The organism is Lutibacter holmesii (assembly GCF_042679665.1).
Taxonomy (GTDB): Bacteria; Bacteroidota; Bacteroidia; order Flavobacteriales; family Flavobacteriaceae; genus Lutibacter; species Lutibacter holmesii.
Map to the genome: position 1 here is coordinate 574,460 of NZ_JBHTMV010000004.1, position 22,448 is coordinate 596,907.

The 22,448-nt window shown below is 29.7% G+C and carries 20 protein-coding genes; 10 read left to right on the forward strand and 10 right to left on the reverse strand.

The features are described from left to right. Positions 1-15 precede the first annotated feature (15 nt). Positions 16-2,469: an endopeptidase La gene (lon, locus tag ACFQ5N_RS10905; protein WP_386809532.1), complete on the reverse strand. Its 2,454-nt coding sequence runs from the start codon at positions 2,467-2,469 to the stop codon at positions 16-18. A gap of 231 nt (positions 2,470-2,700) precedes the next feature. Between lon and ACFQ5N_RS10910 the strand changes: the two genes are divergently transcribed. From ACFQ5N_RS10910 to ACFQ5N_RS10925, 4 genes are read left to right on the forward strand one after another with little or no spacing between them, the layout of a single operon-like run. Further along, on the forward strand, positions 2,701-3,237 hold the full coding sequence (locus ACFQ5N_RS10910) for an RNA polymerase sigma factor (RefSeq protein ID WP_386809533.1): 537 nt from the start codon (positions 2,701-2,703) through the stop codon (positions 3,235-3,237). 1 nt (position 3,238) lies between these two features. After that, positions 3,239-3,781, forward strand: coding sequence for a hypothetical protein (locus ACFQ5N_RS10915; protein ID WP_386809534.1), 543 nt, complete (start codon positions 3,239-3,241; stop codon positions 3,779-3,781). Then, a complete protein-coding gene (locus tag ACFQ5N_RS10920; RefSeq protein WP_386809535.1) occupies positions 3,774-4,838 on the forward strand; it encodes a hypothetical protein in 1,065 nt (354 codons plus the stop codon). Before ACFQ5N_RS10915 ends, ACFQ5N_RS10920 begins: the two co-directional genes overlap by 8 nt. A gap of 10 nt (positions 4,839-4,848) precedes the next feature. Then, positions 4,849-5,571, forward strand: a complete 723-nt coding sequence (locus ACFQ5N_RS10925; RefSeq protein ID WP_386809536.1) for a head GIN domain-containing protein — start codon at positions 4,849-4,851, stop codon at positions 5,569-5,571. A 73-nt stretch (positions 5,572-5,644) separates the two neighbouring features. Here ACFQ5N_RS10925 and ACFQ5N_RS10930 read toward each other — a convergent pair whose 3' ends face one another. The 4 genes from ACFQ5N_RS10930 to ACFQ5N_RS10945 all read right to left on the reverse strand — a co-directional run bounded on the left by ACFQ5N_RS10930 (position 5,645) and on the right by ACFQ5N_RS10945 (position 11,480). Then, a complete protein-coding gene (locus ACFQ5N_RS10930; protein ID WP_386809537.1) occupies positions 5,645-6,526 on the reverse strand; it encodes a hypothetical protein in 882 nt (293 codons plus the stop codon). Between the two features lies 1 nt (position 6,527). Next, the gene (glmM, locus tag ACFQ5N_RS10935; protein WP_386809538.1) at positions 6,528-7,913 is read right to left on the reverse strand and encodes a phosphoglucosamine mutase; all 1,386 of its coding nucleotides are present in this window, start codon (positions 7,911-7,913) and stop codon (positions 6,528-6,530) included. A gap of 101 nt (positions 7,914-8,014) precedes the next feature. Next, positions 8,015-9,841, reverse strand: coding sequence for a 30S ribosomal protein S1 (rpsA, locus tag ACFQ5N_RS10940; RefSeq protein WP_386809539.1), 1,827 nt, complete (start codon positions 9,839-9,841; stop codon positions 8,015-8,017). A 211-nt stretch (positions 9,842-10,052) separates the two neighbouring features. Further along, positions 10,053-11,480, reverse strand: coding sequence for an ATP-dependent DNA helicase (locus ACFQ5N_RS10945; RefSeq protein WP_386809722.1), 1,428 nt, complete (start codon positions 11,478-11,480; stop codon positions 10,053-10,055). A 102-nt stretch (positions 11,481-11,582) separates the two neighbouring features. On the opposite strand from ACFQ5N_RS10945, the gene ACFQ5N_RS10950 reads away from it, so the two are divergent. The 3 genes from ACFQ5N_RS10950 to rsmD are packed head-to-tail and all read left to right on the forward strand — an operon-like array spanning position 11,583 to position 13,692. Continuing rightward, a complete protein-coding gene (locus ACFQ5N_RS10950) occupies positions 11,583-12,314 on the forward strand; it encodes a hypothetical protein (RefSeq protein WP_386809540.1) in 732 nt (243 codons plus the stop codon). Then, positions 12,283-13,128, forward strand: coding sequence for a DUF3822 family protein (locus ACFQ5N_RS10955; RefSeq protein WP_386809541.1), 846 nt, complete (start codon positions 12,283-12,285; stop codon positions 13,126-13,128). The genes ACFQ5N_RS10950 and ACFQ5N_RS10955 overlap by 32 nt, the downstream gene beginning before the upstream one ends. Beyond that, entirely contained in the window at positions 13,129-13,692 is a 564-nt protein-coding gene (rsmD, locus tag ACFQ5N_RS10960; RefSeq protein WP_386809542.1) for a 16S rRNA (guanine(966)-N(2))-methyltransferase RsmD, read from the forward strand. Here the strand turns inward: rsmD and ACFQ5N_RS10965 are convergent. From ACFQ5N_RS10965 to ACFQ5N_RS10985, 5 genes are all read right to left on the reverse strand, one after another. Then, positions 13,684-14,637, reverse strand: coding sequence for an AAA family ATPase (locus ACFQ5N_RS10965; RefSeq protein WP_386809543.1), 954 nt, complete (start codon positions 14,635-14,637; stop codon positions 13,684-13,686). The two genes, rsmD and ACFQ5N_RS10965, sit on opposite strands and share 9 nt — an antisense overlap. A gap of 5 nt (positions 14,638-14,642) precedes the next feature. Continuing rightward, positions 14,643-16,001, reverse strand: a complete 1,359-nt coding sequence (locus ACFQ5N_RS10970) for a peptidylprolyl isomerase (protein ID WP_386809544.1) — start codon at positions 15,999-16,001, stop codon at positions 14,643-14,645. 1 nt (position 16,002) lies between these two features. Then, complete coding sequence (locus ACFQ5N_RS10975; RefSeq protein WP_386809545.1) at positions 16,003-16,848, reverse strand: peptidyl-prolyl cis-trans isomerase; 846 nt, start codon at positions 16,846-16,848, stop codon at positions 16,003-16,005. Then, positions 16,845-18,461 carry a peptidylprolyl isomerase gene (locus ACFQ5N_RS10980; RefSeq protein WP_386809546.1) on the reverse strand — a complete coding sequence of 539 codons (1,617 nt, stop codon included), beginning with the start codon at positions 18,459-18,461 and terminating at the stop codon, positions 16,845-16,847. Before ACFQ5N_RS10980 ends, ACFQ5N_RS10975 begins: the two co-directional genes overlap by 4 nt. A 105-nt stretch (positions 18,462-18,566) precedes the next feature. Beyond that, positions 18,567-18,848: a DUF493 family protein gene (locus ACFQ5N_RS10985; protein WP_386809547.1), complete on the reverse strand. Its 282-nt coding sequence runs from the start codon at positions 18,846-18,848 to the stop codon at positions 18,567-18,569. Positions 18,849-18,959: 111 nt separating this feature from the next. Here ACFQ5N_RS10985 and ACFQ5N_RS10990 point away from each other — a divergent pair, with 111 nt between their 5' ends. From ACFQ5N_RS10990 to fmt, 3 genes are read left to right on the forward strand one after another with little or no spacing between them, the layout of a single operon-like run. Continuing rightward, positions 18,960-19,493: an AAA family ATPase gene (locus tag ACFQ5N_RS10990; protein ID WP_386809548.1), complete on the forward strand. Its 534-nt coding sequence runs from the start codon at positions 18,960-18,962 to the stop codon at positions 19,491-19,493. Then, positions 19,493-21,388 carry a RecQ family ATP-dependent DNA helicase gene (locus tag ACFQ5N_RS10995; RefSeq protein WP_386809549.1) on the forward strand — a complete coding sequence of 632 codons (1,896 nt, stop codon included), beginning with the start codon at positions 19,493-19,495 and terminating at the stop codon, positions 21,386-21,388. The genes ACFQ5N_RS10990 and ACFQ5N_RS10995 overlap by 1 nt, the downstream gene beginning before the upstream one ends. After that, complete coding sequence (gene fmt, locus ACFQ5N_RS11000; protein ID WP_386809550.1) at positions 21,388-22,332, forward strand: methionyl-tRNA formyltransferase; 945 nt, start codon at positions 21,388-21,390, stop codon at positions 22,330-22,332. The genes ACFQ5N_RS10995 and fmt overlap by 1 nt, the downstream gene beginning before the upstream one ends. The last annotated feature ends 116 nt before the right edge of the window (positions 22,333-22,448 follow it).

Consider the following 22,448-nt stretch of genomic DNA (forward strand, 5'->3'; position numbering starts at 1 on the left):
GCTGCTTTTTTTATTTTAGAACTTCTTAGCATTTTTTACCTTTTGTTTGGTAAGTGCAATATCAATTACTTCTTTCATTTCAGAAACATAATGAAATTTCAATCCTTTTAAGTAAGAGTCTTTAATTTCTAAAACATCTTTCTCATTATCCTTACATAAAATAAGTTCTTTAATATTTGCTCTTTTAGCTGCTAATATTTTTTCTTTTATACCACCAACAGGTAACACTTTTCCTCTTAAAGTAATTTCACCTGTCATAGCTAATTTAGATTTTACTTTACGTTGTGTAAACACAGAAACCAAAGAGGTTAACATTGTAATACCTGCACTTGGTCCATCTTTTGGTGTTGCTCCTTCAGGTACGTGAATATGAACTTTATACTCATCAAGTAGCTTTTGTGAAATACAAAACTCATCAGCATTTGCTCTAATATATTCCATTGCAATAGTTGCAGATTCCTTCATTACCTTTCCTAAATTTCCGGTAATGCTCAATCCTTTTCCTTTTGAAATAATAGATTCAATAAACAAAATATCTCCACCTACACTTGTCCAAGCTAATCCAGTAACTACACCGGCAACATCATTAGTTTCATATTTATCACGTTCTAAATGAGAAGCTCCTAACACTTTTTCAATAGTTTCAACCGTAATTTTCACATCATAAGCTTCTTCCATAGCAATTGATTTTGCTGCGTAACGCACCATTTTAGCAATTTGCTTTTCTAAACCTCTAACTCCAGACTCACGTGTATAAGCAACAACAATTTTCTCTAATTCTTTTTTCCCTATTGAAATATGCTCTTTTGTTAATCCGTGCTCTTCTAACTGTTTTGGTAACAAGTGACGTTTAGCAATTTCTACTTTTTCTTCAATTGTATACCCAGAAACATTAATAATTTCCATTCTATCTCTTAATGCCCAAGGAATTGTAGACAAACTGTTAGCTGTAGCAACAAATAACACTTTTGATAAATCGTAATCTAACTCTAAATAGTTATCGTAAAACGTAGTATTTTGTTCAGGATCTAGCACTTCTAACATTGCTGAAGAAGGATCACCATTATGACTTGAACTTGCTAATTTATCAATCTCATCCAATACAAATACTGGGTTTGATGTTCCTGCCTTCTTCAAATCTTTTATAATTCTACCTGGCATTGCACCAATGTATGTTTTTCTATGCCCACGTATTTCAGCTTCATCACGCACACCACCTAAAGACATACGCACATATTTTCTACCTAAAGATTCAGCAATAGATTTCCCTAAAGATGTTTTACCAACACCTGGAGGACCGTATAAACAAATTATTGGCGATTTCATATCTCCTTTTAACTTTAAAACAGCCAAATGCTCAATAATACGTTCTTTTACCTTTTCTAAACCAAAGTGATCTCGGTCTAATATTTTTTGTGCACGTTTCAAATCAAATTGATCTTCAGAAAATTCATTCCAAGGTAATTCTAACAATAAGTCTAAATAATTACGTTGTACAGAATATTCAGCAACTTGCGGATTCATACGTTGTAAACGACCTAACTCTTTTTCAAAAGCATCTTTTACAACCTTACTCCATTTTTTATCCTTTGCTTTTTTGCGCATTTCATCTAATTCCTCATCATATGAAACACCGCCCAACTCTTCTTGAATTGTTTTTAACTGTTGATGTAAATAATACTCACGTTGTTGCTGATCCATATCAGAACGTGTTTTTGAATGAATATCATTTCTTAATTCAAGACGTTGCAATTCAGCATCCATCCTTTTTAAGGTTAATAAAGCGCGATCTTTTAAATTGGTAGTTTCTAATAATTCTTGCTTCTCCTCTACTTTTAAATTCATATTAGAAGAAACAAAGTTGATTAAAAATGGTTTACTCTCAATGTTTTTAATTGCAAATGAAGCTTCAGACGGCAAGCTAGGGTTTTCCTTAATAATTTTAACCGCCATTTCTTTAATCGAGTCAATAATAGCATTAAACTCTGGCTCCTTCTCTTCTGCTCTATCTTCAGCGCGCTCTTTAGTAGTTGCTTGTAAGTAAGGCTCTTCTTGCACAAATGCATCAATTTCAAAGCGTTTTTTACCTTGAATAATCACTGTCATATTTCCGTCAGGCATTTTTAACATACGTAAAATACGTGCAACGGTTCCAACTTTATAAATATCATTTGTTGAAGGATCTTCAACTCCTTCATTTTTTTGTGCAACAACACCAATTATTTTATTTCCTTTATTGGCTTCTTTTATTAATTGGATAGATTTATCACGACCAGCAGTAATAGGAATTACAACTCCTGGGAAAAGTACCGTATTTCTTAAAGGTAATATTGGTAATACATTTGGAACATCTTCATTGTTAATTTCCTCTTCATCTTCGGGCGTCATTAACGGTATTAAATCTGCATCTTCATCTAAGATATTCTCTAATGACAGATTGTCCATATTTGAAAATTTTAATTTACTCATAGTATATATTGGGTCATTTTGTCATTCAAATTATTTTTTATCAAAATAATAAGTTTTCAAAATTAATTTATTTTTCTATTAATCAGCAACTTAACAATGTTTTTATTGCGAAGTCATATTATATTTTTCAATAGTTATGCCAAAAAAAGGGAATCATCAATTATTTAAGTAATTTTAAATAAAACTGTAACAGTTTAAAAACAACCGTGTCTTTTATATAGAAATCAATTTTTGGAAGCTGAAATTCAACATAAAAACCAACTAATTATCAATTGCGAAAACGGAGATAAAAAAGCTCAGTTTGCAATTTATAAACAATACTATAAAGCAATGTTTAACACTGCTTTTAGAATTGTGAATGACAGATTTGAAGCTGAAGATATTATGCAAGAATCATTTTTAGCAGCATTTACCAAGTTAAGTACTTTTAGTGGAAATGTAACATTTGGTGCTTGGTTAAAAAGAATTGTAATTAATAAAAGCTTAACTGCTTTAAAAAAGAACAAAAGATTGGAAACCGTTTCTTTAGAAAAAGTAACCATTCAAAATGAAAACGAGGAAACACAGAATTATAGTTCATTAAATGCAAAACAAATTTTAGAACACGTTTCTAAATTGAAACCTAATTATAAAATAGCTATTACGTTGCATTTAATTGAAGGGTACGATTATGAAGAAATTGCTCAAATTATGGAAATTTCATACGAAAATAGCAGAACAACAGTTTCCAGAGCAAAAAACAAATTAAGACAACTTTTATCTACATAAAATGAAAGATAATTTAGACCACATATTTAAAAGCTTAGAACATCAATTTGATGTTGAAGAACCTGAAATTGGACATTTTAATAGGTTTGAAGAAAAGCTAAATACACCAGCAATTAACACTCGAAAAAAGTTATTTAAAATGATTGCTTCAATCTCTGTAGCAGCATCAATTTTATTACTTGTTGGTATTTGGCTAGGTTCAAATTACAACAATAAAGGAATGGAATTGGCTGGTATTTCAACAGAAATGCAAGAAACACAAGTCTATTTTATAAATACAATTCATAAAGAATTAGAAACTATTGAAAAAGAAAGAAGTACAGAAACTAATGAAATTATTAACGACGGACTTTTTCAATTATCAAAACTTGAAAAACAATATACCGTACTTACTTTAGAGCTCAAAGAAAGTACTGAAGATAAACGAATTATTTACGCAATGATTTCAAATTTTCAACAACGTATAGAAGTTTTACAAAGTATCTTATTACAAATTGAAAGAATTAAACAACTAAAAAGCAACAAAAATGAAGCATATGTATAAAATTTTACTATTGGTTTTTTTAATACCTCTAGTAGTAACCGCAACAGAAGATAAAGGGAAATACACCAAAAATAAAAAAATAAACAAGGTGTATACCGTAAACAAAAATGCAACTTTAGCAGTTTCAAATAAATATGGAAACATAACCATTGTTACCGGAAATTCAGATCAAATTGAGATGAATATTTCAATTACTACAAGTGGTGACAATGAAGAACGTGTGGCTGAACGCTTAGAACAAATTACCGTTGAATTAAATGGTAGTTCATCTAATGTTTCTGCAAAAACAATTATTGGGAAATCTTCAAACTCTTGGAATTGGGGACGAAAAAGTAATGTAAATATGGAAATTAATTACACTATTAAAATGCCAATTACTAATAATGTAAAGCTCTCAAACGATTATGGTAGCATTCAATTAGATAAGTTAGAAGGAACCTCTTCTATAAATTGTGATTATGGAAAAATTACCATTGGTGAATTACTAAATTCTACTAATACTATAAATATTGATTATACAAATAAGTCTTCTATTGACTTTATGAAAGATGGTGCTATTAATGCTGATTATTCAACCTTACATATTGAAAAAGGTGGAAGAATTGATTTAAATGCAGATTACTCTCACATTTCATTTGGAATGGTTGCTGTTTTAGATTTTAACTGTGACTATGGAGATGTGAAAATTAACAGCTGTGGAAACTTAACAGGTAATAGCGATTATATGAATACTTCCGTAGGAAAACTAAATGGATCAGCTATTTTAAACTCTGATTATGGATCTATTAAAATTAATGCTATTCACAAAAATTTTAAAAAAATTGACATTAAAACGTCTTATTCACAAATAAAATTAGGTGTAAGTTCTGAAAATTCATTCAATATTACGGCTTCTTTAGGTTACGGACATTTTAAATCTAACAACAACTTTACCTTCAATAAAGAAATTACAAAAACAAGCTCAAAATATTACGAAGGTTATTACAATACACCAAATTCTGATAGTACAATTACTTTAAAAACTAGCTACGGAAACATCACTTTTACAACTAACTAAAATTACTATTATGAAAACAATTACACCTATACTATTAACATTTTTAGTATTGATAACAACAACTACCTTTTCTCAAAATAAAAAAGTAAAGGCCAACGGAAACATTATTACCACTACTAGAACTGTTTCTGATTTTGATAAAATTGCAGTGTCAGGATCTTTTGATGTTACATTAAAAAAAGGCAAAGGAAAAGCCGTTACAATTGAAGCTAGTTCTAACTTAATGGATATTATTGAAACAATAGTTGAAAACAACCAATTGAAAATTAAATTTAAAAGTGGTTGGAACATTAGAACTTCAAAAAAAATAAATATTACTGTTACTTATGAAGCACTTTCAGCTGTAACACTTTCTGGCTCTGGTAGTATTATTTCAGAAGATGAAATTATTGCAAACAACTTGGCTTTAAAAGTATCTGGCTCAGGAAATATGAAATTAAAATTGTTTACAGATAATTTAACTGCTACTATTTCAGGCTCTGGAAATTTAAAACTTACAGGAGAAACAAATATAGTTACTTGTTCCTTATCAGGTTCTGGAAATTTAAATGCCTCAAATTTAAAAGCAGCTATTACCAATGCTAAAGTCTCAGGTTCTGGAAATGTAAAAATTCAAGCTTCAGAAGAAATATATGCGAAAGCTTCAGGTTCTGGAAACATTATTTATTCAGGTGAACCAAATATTATTAAAGCAAACTCAAGTGGTTCAGGTAGTGTTAGAAAGATAAATTAACCTAACTGTATTAAATAAAAAACGTCCAAACTATAAAGCTTGGACGTTTTTTTATATTATAAAAAGAAAAAGACTATTTCTTTTTCTTTTTATTCTTTCCAGTTACTACATTAAATTTACCTCCAAACACCCACATATTTTCTAAAAATATAAAATCTTGAGAAGCTGAATCTGTTTTACTACCGGTAGTTCTTATATCTTGCATGTTAATATACCCCGCTTTAAACGTGTATTGAATAAAGAAATACTTGAAAAAAGTAACATCTAGTCCAACATGTGCAGACATTCCCCAACCAGAAACATGAAAGTCATCATAACGTTCTTTTCCTAATAATTTCGTATTGGTTTTTGGGTATAAGGCACCAATACCAATTCCTTCTGTTAAATTGATATCAATATTCTTCACTCCAAAACCAATCCAGTTGTCAACCGTATCAAACCTATTCACTTCAACGGTTACATAGTTTAAACCATCAGTATGTTCAAAAGTTAGAAAATCTTCGGTTAAATCAATCGTATTTCCATTTGAAGTATATAATTCACTTCCAACTGGTAAATCTCCACTAAACTTAACTGTTTGGTCATTATGCATCACATATTTCATATGATCAACACCCAACGCAACATTGTAATGATCGTGGAAAAAATATCCTACTCTAAAGTTGGTTTGTGGAATGGTAACTTCATCTAGTTTAAAATAATAAATCCCAAACGGTTTCGGTTTATCCCTAGCCTTAGTGTCATATAAAGTGAAATTATAATCATCTCCTTTAAATGTAATGTCTGATTTTGAGTAACTTCCTCTATTCCATCCCCAAAAAACAAACATTCTTCCTTTGTTGTGTGCTACATCATTAAAATTTCTTTGAACATCTATTTGTTCTTCAATCTCAATTTCTTGAGCGTATGAAAGTGTCGCAGCAAACAACACAATAAAAATAAATAGCTTTTTCATTTTATGAAATGCATTTTTTAATTTCCTCTATAATTCTTTCTGCTAATCTATCAGCATTTTGTTGTGAAGTACTTTCGGTATAAATTCTAATAATTGGCTCAGTATTAGATTTTCTTAAATGCACCCATTCTGAAGCAAAATTTATTTTAACACCATCAATGGTACTTACATCTTCATTTTTATAATTAGAAGCCATCGTTTCTAAAATATCATCCACATTAATTTGTGGTGTTAGTTCAATTTTATTTTTACTCATAAAATAACTTGGATAACTATCTCTTAATTCTTTACAAGACATTTTTGAAGTGGCTAAATGCGATAAAAATAAAGCAACTCCAACTAAAGAGTCTCTTCCGTAATGTGACGCTGGATAAATAATACCACCATTCCCTTCTCCACCAATAATCGCATTTGAAGCTTTCATTAACTCAACTACGTTTACTTCACCAACTGCACTAGCTTGGTATGTTCCACCATGTTTTTCAGTTATATCTCTTAAAGCTCTAGATGAAGATAAATTTGAAACAGTGTTTCCTTTTGTTTTTCCCAAAACATAATCTGCACAAGCAACTAAGGTATACTCTTCACCAAACATTGAACCATCTTCATTTACCAAAGCTAGTCTATCTACATCAGGATCTACAACAATACCAAAATGTGCTTTCTCTTTTACTACTAACTCTGAAATATCTGTTAAATGCTCTTTTAAAGGTTCAGGATTGTGTGGAAATTGTCCGTTAGGCTCACAATACAATTCAACACATGCAACACCTAAACTTTCAAGTAATGCCGGTATTGCAATTCCTCCTGTAGAGTTTACTGCATCAACAACTACCTTAAATTTTGCTTTTTGAATAGCTTCAACATTAACCAAAGGCAAATTTAATACCTCTTTAATATGCTTTTTTATATATCCCTGTTTTTTTCTGTAAACTCCTAAATCATCAACTTCAGCAAAAGTATAAGCATCATTTGCAGCAATTTTTAACACTTCCTCACCATCTTTCGCGTTTAAAAACTCTCCTTTTTCATTCAACAATTTTAAAGCATTCCATTGTTTTGGATTATGACTAGCTGTAATAATAATTCCACCGTCAGCTTCATCTAAAGGAACAGCAATTTCAACAGTTGGTGTAGTAGACAAACCAATATCATTTACATGTATTCCTAAACCAACCAAGGTATTGCATACCAAACTACTTACCATTTTACCCGAAATACGGGCGTCTCTACCAACAACAACGGTTAAGTTTTCTTTTGCTGAATGCTTTTTTAACCACATACCGTAAGCAGCAGCAAATTTAACTGTATCTAACGGTGTTAAGTTATCATCTACTTTTCCGCCAATAGTACCTCTTATTCCTGAAATTGATTTTATTAAAGCCATTTATTGATTTTTAAACAAAGATAATTCTATTAGAATTAATAACACAAAAAAAAGCTGTATCAAATGATACAGCTTTTTAAATATTTAGAAAATCTCAACGATTATTTTCCTTCCATTTTTCTTTTTAATGCAGCTAAATCACCACCTAAATCACCAAGAGTTGTTTTCTCAGCAGACTCAGCTTTTTTCTGAGCTACTTTGATGTTTTTCTCTTCTTGTGCTTTAAAGATTGAAGTATGAGATGCTACAACACGTCTAAATTCTTTGTTAAACTCAATAACTTTAAATTTATCAGTATCACCTTTAGCTAATTTAGAACCATCTTCTTTAGTAGTAAATCTACTAGGAACAAATGCTTCAACATTATCTGCAAAAGTTACGATTAAACCTTTATCGCTCTTATCTTTTACAACACCTTCGTGAATAGAGTTAATTGCGTAAGTTTCTTCGTGCTTATCCCAAGGGTTTTCAGTAGTTTGTTTGTGACCTAAGTTTAATTTACGTCCTTCAACATCTAATTCTAATACTTGAACAGCTAATTTATCACCAACTGATACGAAATCTGATGGGTGCTTAATTTTCTTAGTCCAAGATAAATCAGAAATATATACTAAACCGTCAATTCCTTCTTCTAATTCAACAAATACACCAAAGTTAGTGTAGTTACGAACAGTACCTTCGTGAACTGAACCTACAGGGTATTTTTCAGCAATTGCAGCCCAAGGATCTGGGTGTAATTGTTTGATACCTAAAGACATTTTACGGTCTTCTCTATCTAAAGTTAATACTTGAGCTTCTACTTCATCTCCAACTTTTACAAAGTCTTGAGCTGAACGTAAGTGTGTTGACCAAGACATTTCAGAAACGTGAATTAATCCTTCAACACCTTGAGCTACTTCAATAAATGCACCGTAATCAGCAAGCACTACTGCTTTACCTTTTACTGTATCACCTACTTTAATATTCTCATCTAATGCTTCCCAAGGGTGTGCATTTAATTGTTTTAAACCTAATTGAATTCTTGTTTTCTCATCATCAAAATCAAGGATTACAACGTTTAATGTTTGATCTAATTCAACAACCTCACTTGGGTGGTTAATTCTAGACCATGATAAATCTGTAATGTGAACTAAACCGTCAACACCACCTAAATCAACAAATACACCGTAAGAAGTAATGTTTTTAACAACACCTTCTAATACTTGTCCTTTTTCTAATCTACCAATAATTTCTTTTTTCTGAATTTCAATGTCAGCTTCAATAAGTGCTTTATGAGAAACAACAACGTTTTTAAATTCTTGGTTGATTTTTACAACTTTGAATTCCATTGTTTTCTCTACGTATTGATCGTAATCTCTAATTGGTTTCACATCAATTTGAGAACCTGGTAAGAATGCTTCAATTCCAAAAACATCTACAATCATACCTCCACGAGTTCTACATTTCACAAAACCATTAACAACTTCACCAGTTTCGTGTGCATTATTTACACGATCCCAAGCTTTAATTACTCTTGCTTTTTTGTGAGACAATACTAATTGTCCACTGCTATCTTCTCTTTTGTCAACTAAAACTTCAACAATATCTCCAACAGCTAAGTTAGGGTTGTAACGAAATTCGTTTAAAGAAATAACACCTTCTGATTTAGAATTGATATCAATAATTGCTTCACGATCAGTTTTTCTAACAACTGTTCCGTCAATTACTTCTCTTTCATTCACTAAACCTAATGTACCTTCTAAGGCAGCTTCAAAAGCTTTAAGGTTTTCTTCGTCAACCGCTTCAATTCCTTCTTCGTATTTGTGCCAGTCAAATGATTCTAAAAATTCTTCTGGACTTACTTTTGCTTCTACTGCAGCAGGAGCTTCAGTATTTTCTACTTTAGGAGCATCTACTTGCTCTTCAGTTTTTTTTGTTTCTTCAGACATAATTGCTGATGATAATTATTTTGTATCTTATTATTATTCAGATTTTAAACGATAATAATGCTAAGAGATTATTTATATAAATTATTTTTATTTCCCTTTCAAATCTGTTCTCGAAAAAAGGAGTGCAAATTTAAGTATTTTATTTCAGTATAACAAGTAGAAAATGAAGTGTTTAAATAATTTATTTTTCTTCAATACACAAAAGCGTTATTTATTCTTCAAAAAACTCATCTTTAAAGCCTATTAAATACACTTTATCTTGTGCTCTTGTAACTGCGGTATACAACCAACGCAAGTATTCAATATTTTGGCCTTCAGGTAAATAAGGCTGTTCAATAAAAACGGTTTTCCATTGACCTCCTTGTGATTTATGACAAGTTACTGCATATGAGAATTTTACTTGTAACGCATTAAAATAAGGACTTTTTTTAATTCCTAAAAGCTGTTTATATTTAGATTTTTCGTCTGCAAAATCTTTTCCAACTTCTTGATAAAGCTTATTTGACTCTTCATACGACAAAGAAGGTGTTTCAGAAGTTAGCGTATCTAATAGCAACACCGTTTCAAATGGCGCTTGATTTGGGTAGTCAATCATACGAACTTTTACATTTGCAAATCTAAAATCGTATAATTCTTTTATATTTTTTATTTCCAGTATTTCACAAATATCTCCATTGGCAATAAAACCGGCATCGCTTGATTCTTTTAACCAGAAATAATTATTTTTTACAACCATTACAAAATCTCCTGTAGAAATTTCATTTTCTTGCCCTCTAATTTTACTTCTAATTTGTTGATTGTATAAATTTGCCCTTTTATTAGAACGAACAATAAAAGCTGTATCTTCTACTCCTATATTATCATACGCTGTATGAATAGCATCTTGAATATCATAACCATCAACCAAGCGAATTAAATCTGGAAAACCTAATTGAAACTTAAATGTTTCGTATCCCCTATTTCCTATAATCAACCTCAAATCTGTTGCATTTACCAAAACACCAGAATTTTCATGTTGGCGCATCACCTCACTCAATTCAATTTCAGTAACCTCTTTATCATAATTAAGCGCTAATTTATTAGCATCTAGCGCAGGGCTAATACTTAATTTAACTGGAGGTAACTGCGCGGTATCACCAATAAAAATAATTTTACAGTTTACACCATTATATACATATGAAATTAAATCGTCTAAAAGTGAACCATTTTCAAACAATTTTGCATTGCTTGGACTATCAGGAATCATTGATGCTTCATCTACAATAAAAACTGTATTGGTATGCTTATTGGTTTGCAACGTAAAATCAACACCGCCACCTTTATTTTTTTTAGGAAAATATATTTTTTTATGAATGGTAAAAGCTTGTCTTTTTGAATATCCTGAAATTACTTTTGCAGCTCTTCCTGTTGGCGCCAACAAAACCGCTTTTTTACCAACCTTCCATAAATTATTTACAACAGTACTTATAGTTGTAGTTTTACCAGTTCCGGCATATCCTTTTATTAAAAAAAGACCTTTATTGTTTTTGTCAAACACAAAATCTGCTAATTTTGAAAGTAACAAGTCTTGAGAGCTTGTAGGGTCAAAAGGGAATGATTTAACTAAATCTTGGTAAAATTGAGCAGCTGTTTTTGTCATAAATAAAATAAATGCCAAATATACAAATTGATTTATCTGAAAAAGTTTTTCTCATTAAAAAAAATTTGTAGATTTGCGTACACATAAAAAATAAAGATTCAAATGACAACAATTTTAATTATTGTAGCAGGTATAATAGTTACATTTCTTTTAGCATACGTAATTGTAAATTTCATCCCAAAAAAATTACATTGGCTAGTATCAATTTGTTTAATAGGTTTAGCAGTATTCTTAGGATATAAAATCAATTATGAAATACAAAAACCAATAAAATTTAACAAGGAAAAGAAAATTAGATATGCAAAAGTAATTACGAATTTAAAAATGCTTCGTGATGCTGAAGTTGCTCACAAAAAAGTAACTGGTACGTATACTGCAAACGGAGAAAATTTAATTAAATTCATTGACACTGCTAAATTTGCTTTAACACAAACTAAAAACGTTCCTAAAACTGTTAATGTTGGAGGTGGAATTACAAAAGAAATTGAAATTAGAGTTATTGATACCATTGGATATGAAGATGTAAAACTTCAGTTTGTTGGTAAAGATTACCAAAATATGCTTAACATTCCTGGAACTGACAAAAAATTCAAAATTGAAGTTGGTGAAATTGAAAAAATTGCTGGTTTAAAAGCTCCTGTTTTTGAAATCGCAGTTGATAAATCAATTATTTTAGAAGGAATGGATGCAAATCTTGTAAAACAAGAAAAAGAAGCCATTGGTGGAGAAGAAATTAGAGGAGAATTTTTAAGCGTAGGTTCATTAGGTGAAGTAAGTGAAGACGGAAACTGGCCTCCATTCTATGACAAAGGAGATAAAAAAAATAACGAATAATACATTAGATTTTAAAAATCTAGAAGAAAATCATTTATCCATCCAACTTAGTTTGGATGGATTTTCTTTTTGTATCTATAATAAAGCGCAAAACGAGTTTGGCGCACTTGGTTTATATGAATTTGAAAACTCAAATATTTCACCATATAAACATTTAGATTTAGTTGCTGAAATATTCCAAAATGAACCTTTACTTCAGTTAAAATACCAGTCGGTAAGTGTATCGCATTTTAATAATTTAAATAGTCAAGTTCCACTTCCTTTCTTTGAAAAAGAGAAATTAGAGGACTATTTAAAATTCAATGTAAAAGTTTTGGAAAACGATTTTATCACATACGATGAAATTGTAAATACAGATATTGTAAACGTGTATATTCCTTTTGTGAATATTAATAACTTTTTAATTGATACTTACGGTAGTTTTGAGTACAAGCATTCCTCAACTATTTTAATTGAAAAATTATTACAAGAGTTTAAACATTTTTCAACTGACTTTTGTTTTGTTAATGTTACCAACAATCATTTTGAAATTGTAGTTATAAAAAACAACCAATTTGAATTGTTCAATTGTTTTAAATTCTACACCAAAGAAGATTTTATTTATTACATTTTATTTACAGCAGAACAGCTGCAATTAAATCCTGAAGAATTGAAACTTGTATTATTTGGCGATATTGAAAAAGATTCTGAATTGTACACTATTTTGTATCAATACATTCGAAATATTTCATTTTACGAACCTAAATCACCTTCAACGTTTTTAAATGAACATATTTCATCACATTCAAATTTCACCCTTTTAAACCAACTTTAAATGCGTATTATTTCAGGGAAACACAAAAGCAAACGCTTAACGGCTCCTAAAAACTTACCTGTAAGGCCAACAACTGATATGGCTAAGGAAGCTCTTTTTAATATAATTAACAACTTATATTATTTTCAAGAAATACATGTGCTTGATTTGTTTGCCGGAACAGGAAATATTAGTTACGAATTTGGGTCACGAGGAACAGAATATATTACCGCTATTGATGCTCATTTTGGATGTGTAAAATACATAAACACTACCTCTAAAGATTTAGATATAAACGTACAAGCTTACAAAAGTGATGTATTTAAATATTTACAAAAAAGCACTACTAAATTTGATGTAATTTTTGCAGATCCTCCTTATGATTTTGATTTAGAAAAGTTTGAAAATATTGTTGCATTAGTGTTTGAAAAAAAACTATTAAATGAAGGTGGAATTTTAATAATTGAACATTCTAAACACACAGATTTTAGTAAAAACGAACACTTAAGTTACCAAAAAAAATATGGTGGTAACATGTTTAGTTTTTTTGAAAATGAAGAAAGTGAAGACAGCGAATTAGAATAAAGCCTCAATCACTTCTTTTTCTCCAATACCTTCAGCTTCTGCTTTATAATTTTTAACTATTCTATGTTTTAAAATTGCATAAGCTACGGCTTGCACATCTTCAATATCTGGAGAATATTTACCATTTACCGCTGCGTGTGCTTTAGCACCTAAAATTAAATTTTGAGAAGCTCTTGGGCCAGCACCCCAATCAATATAATTATTTACAATCTCAGGAGCATTTGCTGTTTTTGGTCGTGTTTTTGACACTAGTTTTACAGCATATTCAATCACATTATCTGCCACAGGAATTCTTCTAATTAAATGCTGAAATTGATTGATTTCTTCAGCAGACAGTAATGCTTTTACAACTACTTTTTCATCATTTGTAGTGCTTTTTACCACTTCAACCTCTTCATCAAAACTTGGATATTCAAGGTTAATAGAAAACATAAAACGGTCTAATTGCGCTTCTGGTAAAGGATATGTTCCTTCTTGCTCAATTGGGTTTTGAGTAGCCAAAACAAAAAACGGCTTGTCTAAAACATGGTGATGACCAGCAACTGTTACCGTGCGCTCTTGCATAGCTTCTAATAACGCGGCTTGCGTTTTAGGAGGCGTTCTATTAATTTCATCAGCAAGAATAATATTACTGAAAATTGGGCCTTTTATAAATTTAAAATTATTAGTTTCATCTAATATTTCACTTCCTAAAATATCAGAAGGCATTAAGTCTGGTGTAAACTGTATTCGTTTAAATTGGAGTCCTAAAGATGCAGAAATGGTGTTAACCATTAACGTTTTAGCTAAACCTGGCACACCAATTAACAAAGAGTGCCCTCCACTAAAAATAGATAACAAAATAAGACTAACAGCTTCATTTTGACCTATAATAACTTTTCCAATTTCTTTTTTCAACGCTTGGTGTTTAATCACCAATTGTTTTAATACATCAACATCAGACATTTTTCTTAAAATTTATTCCAATTCTTTTGAAACTCACATTTCACATACGCACCATTAATTTTAATGTAGGTATCTGAAAGCTTTTCTTTTGCCCAGTCTTCAACAACTTCTTCTTGCTTTTTTTGCAAAGCTAGTTTTTGAATTTTTTCGTAATCCTGAGAAAAATTTGCAGTATGCGTTTCAATCTTTTCGTTTACTTTTAATAATTTAAACATTTTATCTTCTCCTCTTACCTCTTCGTAAAAAGGAGCTGTTATTTCACCTGTTTTTATACTGCTAACGCGATTGTATAATTTAGGATCCATACGTGTTAAATCAAATTTTGTATCGTTTGTTTGAGGGTTTAAAATCAAACCTCTATTCATTCTTGTTTCTTTATCATCTGAAAACTGTCTGGCAGCATCTTCAAACGAAATTTCTCCTGCAATAATACGCTCACGAAGTTTATTTAATTCTTCTTCAACAGCCTTTTTTTCTTCATTTGTTATTTCTGGTTGAATTAAAATATGGCTCACATCACGTTCTTGACCTTTTACTTTGTCAACCAAAATAATATGATATCCAAAACCAGATTCAAAAGGCTCAGAAACCTGACCTTCATCTAAACTAAATGCTACTTCTTTAAACTCTTTAATAAATCCGCTTTGGCGTGTAATTGTATACTTTCCACCTGCTCCAGGACCGTTACTTGAAACTGCAGGGTCATCAGAATTAATAATTGCTTTTAATCTAAAGCTATAACCTTCTTCAACTTCTTTTTTAATTTCGTTTAATTTTCCAACAACACGTTGAATTTCTTCTTCAGAAGGTTTTAATATTTTTACAATTTGAGCCAACTCAACTTCCGCACTAAATTCTGGTAAATTGTTATCTACTTCTAAATTTTTAAAATAGGTTCTAACTTCATCAGGTGTTACGTCTACATTTTCAGTAATATTTGCGCTTTCTTTACGAATTAAAATTTGCTCTCTTTGAATTCCAAACAACTCTTTTCTTAAATCTTCTTCATCATTAAATCCGTACATAGCAACTACTTTATCCATAGATCCTAATTGCTGTGTAAAATATGCAATATTACGCTCAACTTCTTCATTAATCTCAGCTTCAGAAATATCAACACTATCAATAACTGCGTGATGTGCAATTAGTTTTTGTAGCATTATTTCTTCTAAAATTTCACAGTCGGTAATATCAACAGGTTTACCTTCCATTCTTTGCTCTAATTCTTGTTTGAATTTCTTTAAATCAGAATCCAACACAATATTATCACCAATTACTACCGCTACTCCATCTACTTTTACTCTTTCCTGCGCATTTATTCCTGTTAAAATAAATAAAAATGCTAACAGCATATAATATTTCATACTAATATATTTCAAATTGTTGTTTTTTACTTGCATCGTCTATTAATGTTTCTTCTATATTTCTTATTAATAATAATTTTCTTTGATGTAAAATCATTTGCTTTATGGTAGGTGAAATATAACTAATTGGCGCTACCTCATTTCTATTCAACACCGCATTAACAGCGACCAAATATAAGCTTAATGAATCTTCTTTTTGAATAAAATTACCTTTTTTTAACAAGTCGGTTTTGTCTATTGTTTTTAAAATAGGAATTTTAGTAACCAAATCACTATATTTTATCCAAACAGAATCATTTAAGTGATTTAATTTTAATGACATTTCTTTTGAAACTAACTTATCTAAATCTTCTTTTTTCTTTGATTTAAACAGTTTTATTATTTCTTTTTTCTCGTACACATCTTTACCAAGCTTAATAAATTTTAACTTTAGTAACTCTTCATTTAATTTGAAATTTTGTTTGTTACCTTCATAAAATTGCTCAATATCCTCATTAGAAATTTCAGTATTTAAGTATTCTTTTACAACGGCTTCTTTATAAGAGTTGATATATAAATCTTCACGATATTTTTTTACCAAATCTTCAAACTTATCTATTTCATTTTCTAAATTAATTTGCGCTTTTGAAAGTAACAACTGCTGTTTGATCCAATTATTAATATAGTTATTTGATATTAACAAACTATCTTGTGAACTTGTACTTGAAGCTGTAATTCCTGATAAATCTTCTTTATATAAAAATGTATCTCCTACGCGCGCAACAACTTCACGAGTATCGTTTTTAATTGTAAAATAATTACAAGAATTTAATATTAATAAAATGAATATATAGCTAACGTTTCTCATTCAATATTTTTAGTGTTTAAAATGCTATTTTTTTCTTTTTCATTAAACAATACTTCATATTTTTTATACAATGCTTCTACCCAAACTTTTTCCAAATAGTTTTGATAATCAGAAATTACAATTCCTCTAATGTCGTCAAACTTTTTTGAATTATAAGTATCTACTTTATGCAAATCGTAAAAATTTGCCAAACCTAAACTATCTTTAGATTTTTCCCATACTTGTTTTTCCAATACTTCAAACAACAACATACCTTCTTCAAACTCTTTATAAATTAAGGCAAATTCTTCATTTGTATCAGCAATATGAACTTTAAAATAATTTAGAATCTCTTTTTGTTTAAATAATTCAAAATTGCTTTTAATAGTTGTTTGGGGTGCAAGTTTTAAATATGAAATAAACTCTTGCTGTGAAATTTGCGTATTTTCAATATTAAATAAATTTTGCTTAAATTTTTCAGGTGTAACTTTCCAGTCATCAACATAAAATTGATTGAATGCTTCCAAATTTACTTTTACCTTATAAGCTTGTTGCAAACTATCAACAACCGATTTCCCAATAAGCGCTGATCTTGAATCATTTTCAACTTTTTGCAGTAATTCGTTTTCAATTTCATCAAATTCCTGCAAAGGATATTTCTCTAATAATTTTATAATGTGCCACCCATAATTTGTTTGAAATGGCTTAGAAAGATCACCTTTATTTTCTAAAGAAAATGCCACATCTGAAAAACTTTCAACCATTTTACTAGCGCCAAATTTAGGCAACTTCCCACCTTTTGAACTACTACTTTTATCTTGCGAAAAGTCTTTTGCTAACATTTCAAATTTAGCTGGGTCTTTTAACAAAACAGCATAAATAGAATCAATTTGTTGTTTGGCATTTGGCAAAGTATTATTTGTCATAATATGGGCAACTTCTATTTCTCCTTTTGCAGCTCTTTTATTAGTTACTTTTAAAATATGATACCCAAATTTTGTTTTAAAAGGCTCTGAAACCTCGTTCACCTTTGTTGCATACGAAACATTTTCAAAAGGATATACCATTTGCAATGCTGTAAAATATCCAATTTCTCCACCATTTTGAACAACAGAAGGATCTTCAGAATATTTTTTTGCAACTGTTGAAAATTCTTCACCAGTACTTATTAATTCTTTAGCTGCTACAATTTTTTGATATGCCAACAAAGTGTCTTTTGGTGTTGCATTTGGTTTTACAAAAACTAAAATATGACTAGCATTCACCTCAGTTTGCAACCTATTATACGCTTCCTTCACCAACTTTTTAGTTACCTTTTCATCTTTTAAATAAGGTAAAACTAATTTCTCTTTGTAACTTTTTAATTCTTTTTTAAATTTTTCAACAGTATCAAATCCAAACTCTTTTGCTTCCCTTACTTTTAACTTATAAGCAACGTACAAATCCAAATAATTCTCAATACTTTTATTTTCAGAATTAGCTAGAAGTGCGCTATTTTTTTTATAAATTTTTAAAAACTCAGAAGTATAATAAGGTTCGTTATCAATTGTAAATAAAACGTTGGATACTTGTTGAGAAAAGATATCTGAACAACTAATAAATACTATAAAAATTAACGAAATTTTTAACTTCATAAATCATAAATTTTGCTTTCAATAAGTATCTTTTTAAACAAGAAAAATACCCTATTAAAAACGGTGCAATTTATTTTTTATTTTTAAAAAACGATGTTAAAAGTATCACAAAGAAATAATTCCTTCAATTTTTTCTGCTTGAAGATATTTTTCAATAATTGTATCAGCATTTTTCATTACTACATGAATAGATACACTTGTAAATTTACCTGTTTTAGAAACATTTTTTTTAATAACAGCGCCACCGTCATTAAAAATATTTTCAACTTGCTGAATAGCTTTGTCTGAAGTTGGTACAATGAACTTAAATAAATATTTGGTTGGGAATTTAGTTTCCTCTTTTAATGTTTTTTTTAATTTTTTATAAAACTCACTTTTATCGCTCATTTTTTAGGTTTTAAATGCTATTTAAGATTGAACTTATACATTGTTAATATCAAATAACAAATTTACAAGAATATTTGAAGTAAAAATTAATGAATGCATTAATTTTGTGCCATGCAAACAAAAATTGTAATCACCGGTGGACCGGGAACCGGAAAATCTACAGTAATTGATGAACTTGTAAAACGTAAGTTTATTTGTATGCCTGAAATTTCTAGACAGGTTACCTTAAACGCTCGAGAAAAAGGAATTGAGCAACTGTTTTTAACAAAACCTTTATTATTTAGTGAATTGTTATTAGAAGGCCGCATAAAACAATTTATTGAAGCTGAACAAATAAATAATGAGTTGGTATTTTTTGATAGAGGAATTCCTGATGTACATGCCTATATGAATTATATTAGTATAGACTACCCTTCAACGTATGTAAACAAAAGTAACCTTTATCGCTATGAACACGTTTTTTTAATGCCGCCGTGGGAAGAAATTTATATTTCAGATAATGAACGTTATGAAAATTTTGAACAAGCACTAGCCATTCATAATCATTTAGAAAGAACTTATAAAGAATTAAATTACCCAATTATTGAAGTACCAACCGGAACTGTTGAAGAACGAACAAACTTTATTTTAGACTATCTTAAATAATGAAAAGTCCTCTTGAAATATTAAAAATATATTGGGGACACACTACATTTAGAACTCCACAAAAAGAAATAATTGATACTGTTTTAAAAGGAGAAGATGCCTTAGTTTTATTACCTACAAGTGGCGGAAAATCTATTTGTTACCAAGTTCCTGCTTTAGCTATGGGTGGAATTTGCATTGTTATTTCACCGCTAATTGCACTTATTCAAGATCAAGTTAACAGCTTAAAAGAAAAAAATATAAAAGCCATAGCTTTAACTTCACAATTATCTCAAGATGAAATTGTAATTGCTTTTGACAATCTACAATTTGGAGGTATTCAATTTTTATATCTTTCTCCTGAAAAGCTGCAATCCAAATTTATTCAAGATAAAATAAAGCAGCTACAAGTTTCTTTAATAGCTATTGATGAAGCACATTGTATTTCAGAATGGGGACACGATTTTAGACCCTCGTACTTACAATTAAATATTTTAAAAGAACTACAACCAAACGCAACGTTTATAGCTTTAACTGCAACAGCCACTCAACAAGTTTTAGAAGATATTCAATTGCATTTAGAACTAAATGATGCGCAAGTATTTAAAAAATCATTTAAACGTAGTAACCTTAGTTATCATGTTCTAAAAACAGAAGATGTTTATGGTAAATTAAAGCAATTATTACATCGCGCCAAAGATGCTGTAATTGTTTACACTAATAACCGAAAACAAACACAAGAAGTTTCGCAATTTTTAAATAGAAACGGCTTTAAAAGTAGTTTTTATCACGGAGGTTTATCACTTTCTGAAAAAAATGAAGCATATTTAAATTGGATGCAAGATAAAACTCCAATTATGGTGGCTACCAATGCTTTTGGAATGGGAATTGACAAACCTAATGTTCGAGTTGTAATACATATTAACACTCCAAATAGCTTAGAAAATTATATTCAAGAAGCAGGGAGAGCTGGAAGAGATAACAAAAAATCTCATGCTGTATTAATTACAAATGACGCTCTTTTACATGAAACTATCACAAAATTCAAATCAAATATTCCTACTGTAAAATTCATAAAAAAAATATATTTTAATTTAAATCAGTTTTATAATATAGCTTTAGGTGAATTACCTTTAGAATCTTTCAATTTTTCCTTGCAAAAGTTTTGTTCCATTTACCAACTAAACTTATTGCAAACCTACAACGCTATTAAAATATTAGAGCAAGAAAACATTTTGTTGCTTGATGAAAATTATAGTAAAAAATCTTCATTTAAATTTATTGTAAGTAACCAGCAACTTTTTAATTATTTAGACAATTACCCTTCAAAAAATGAATTTATACAGCTTATTTTAAGAAGTTATGGAGGCGTTTTTGAACACTTTACTATAATAAATGAATATGTGTTGTCAAAAAAATTAAAATGCTCTAAAAATGAAATTATAAAAAACTTAAAAGAGCTCCATGAACAAGGAATTATAAAATATTCATTTGCGGATACTACATCTAAATTAAACTTTATGGTAGTTAGAGAAGATGCTTATACCATAAACAGAATTTCAAAAAATATAGAAAAACGAAACAACTTAAAATACGAAAAACTAAAAGCTGTAATAAATTTTATTCAAAATAAACAAACTTGTAGAACCATACAGTTGCTCACCTATTTTAATGAAACCTGTAAAGAACAATGTGGAACTTGCGATGTTTGCATTTCTAAAAACAAAACAAAAGTATCATTAAAAAGTATTTCAGAAGAAATTCTAAAAACACTCCAAAATCAAACTTTAAGTTCAAGCGAACTAGCAGCTATTTTAAACTTCACTGAAGAAGAAATTTTAAATTCCTTAAAAATATTATTAGAACAAAATAAAATAACAATAACTTCGCAAAATAAATTTAAACTAGCTATTTAATGAGAGATTTAAGAATTGTTTTTATGGGTACCCCAGATTTTGCTGTAGGTACTTTAGCAGCTTTAATAAACGCCAATTTGAATGTGGTTGGAGTAATTACCGCCCCAGATAAACCAGCAGGAAGAGGTCGAAAATTAAATCAATCTGCCGTAAAAAAATATGCGTTAGCGCAAAACTTACCAATTTTACAACCAACCAATTTAAAAAATGAAGATTTTCTTTCAGAATTAAAAGCATTAAATGCTAACCTTCAAATTGTTGTTGCTTTTAGAATGCTTCCTAAAATAGTATGGAAAATGCCTACGTTTGGCACATTTAACTTACACGCATCTTTATTGCCAGATTATAGAGGCGCTGCCCCTATTAATTGGGCTATCATTAACGGAGAAACAAAAACAGGCGTTTCTACTTTTTTTATTGATGAAAAAATTGACACTGGAAATGTAATACTTCAAGAAGAAGTGTCAATTGGTGAAAATGAAACTTTAGGTGAACTTCATGATGTTTTAATGCAAGTTGGAAGTGAACTAGTAGTTAAAACGGCACAACTAATAGAGGAAGACAACGTAACTACATTTAAACAACCTGAACTTGAAGAAAAATCAGCTCCAAAAATATTTAACGAAACGTGTAAAATTAATTGGAATGATTCGTTACCAAATATCTACAATTTAATTCGTGGTTTAAATCCGTACCCAGCTGCTTGGACAACCTTAAATGATAACAATACTGAAATAAAAGTTAAAATTTACGATGTTAAAAAAGAAATTGCAGCGCACACACTTAAAAACGGAACTATTATAACATCAAAAAGCGAAATAAAGGTTGCTGTAACCAAAGGATATCTAATAATTGAAAGTTTACAACTCTCAGGCAAAAGAAAAATGGATAGTAAAAGTTTGTTAAACGGATTTACTTTTAGTGAACAAGCATTTTTTCAATAAGCCTATATTTCACAAGGGATACAGCGCTTTTTACAGCTATAACTGTTAAGGTTATTAACATTTAACGTCTTTTATTAACAAAAACAAGAGATTTTATACCAAAAACTTGCACAAAG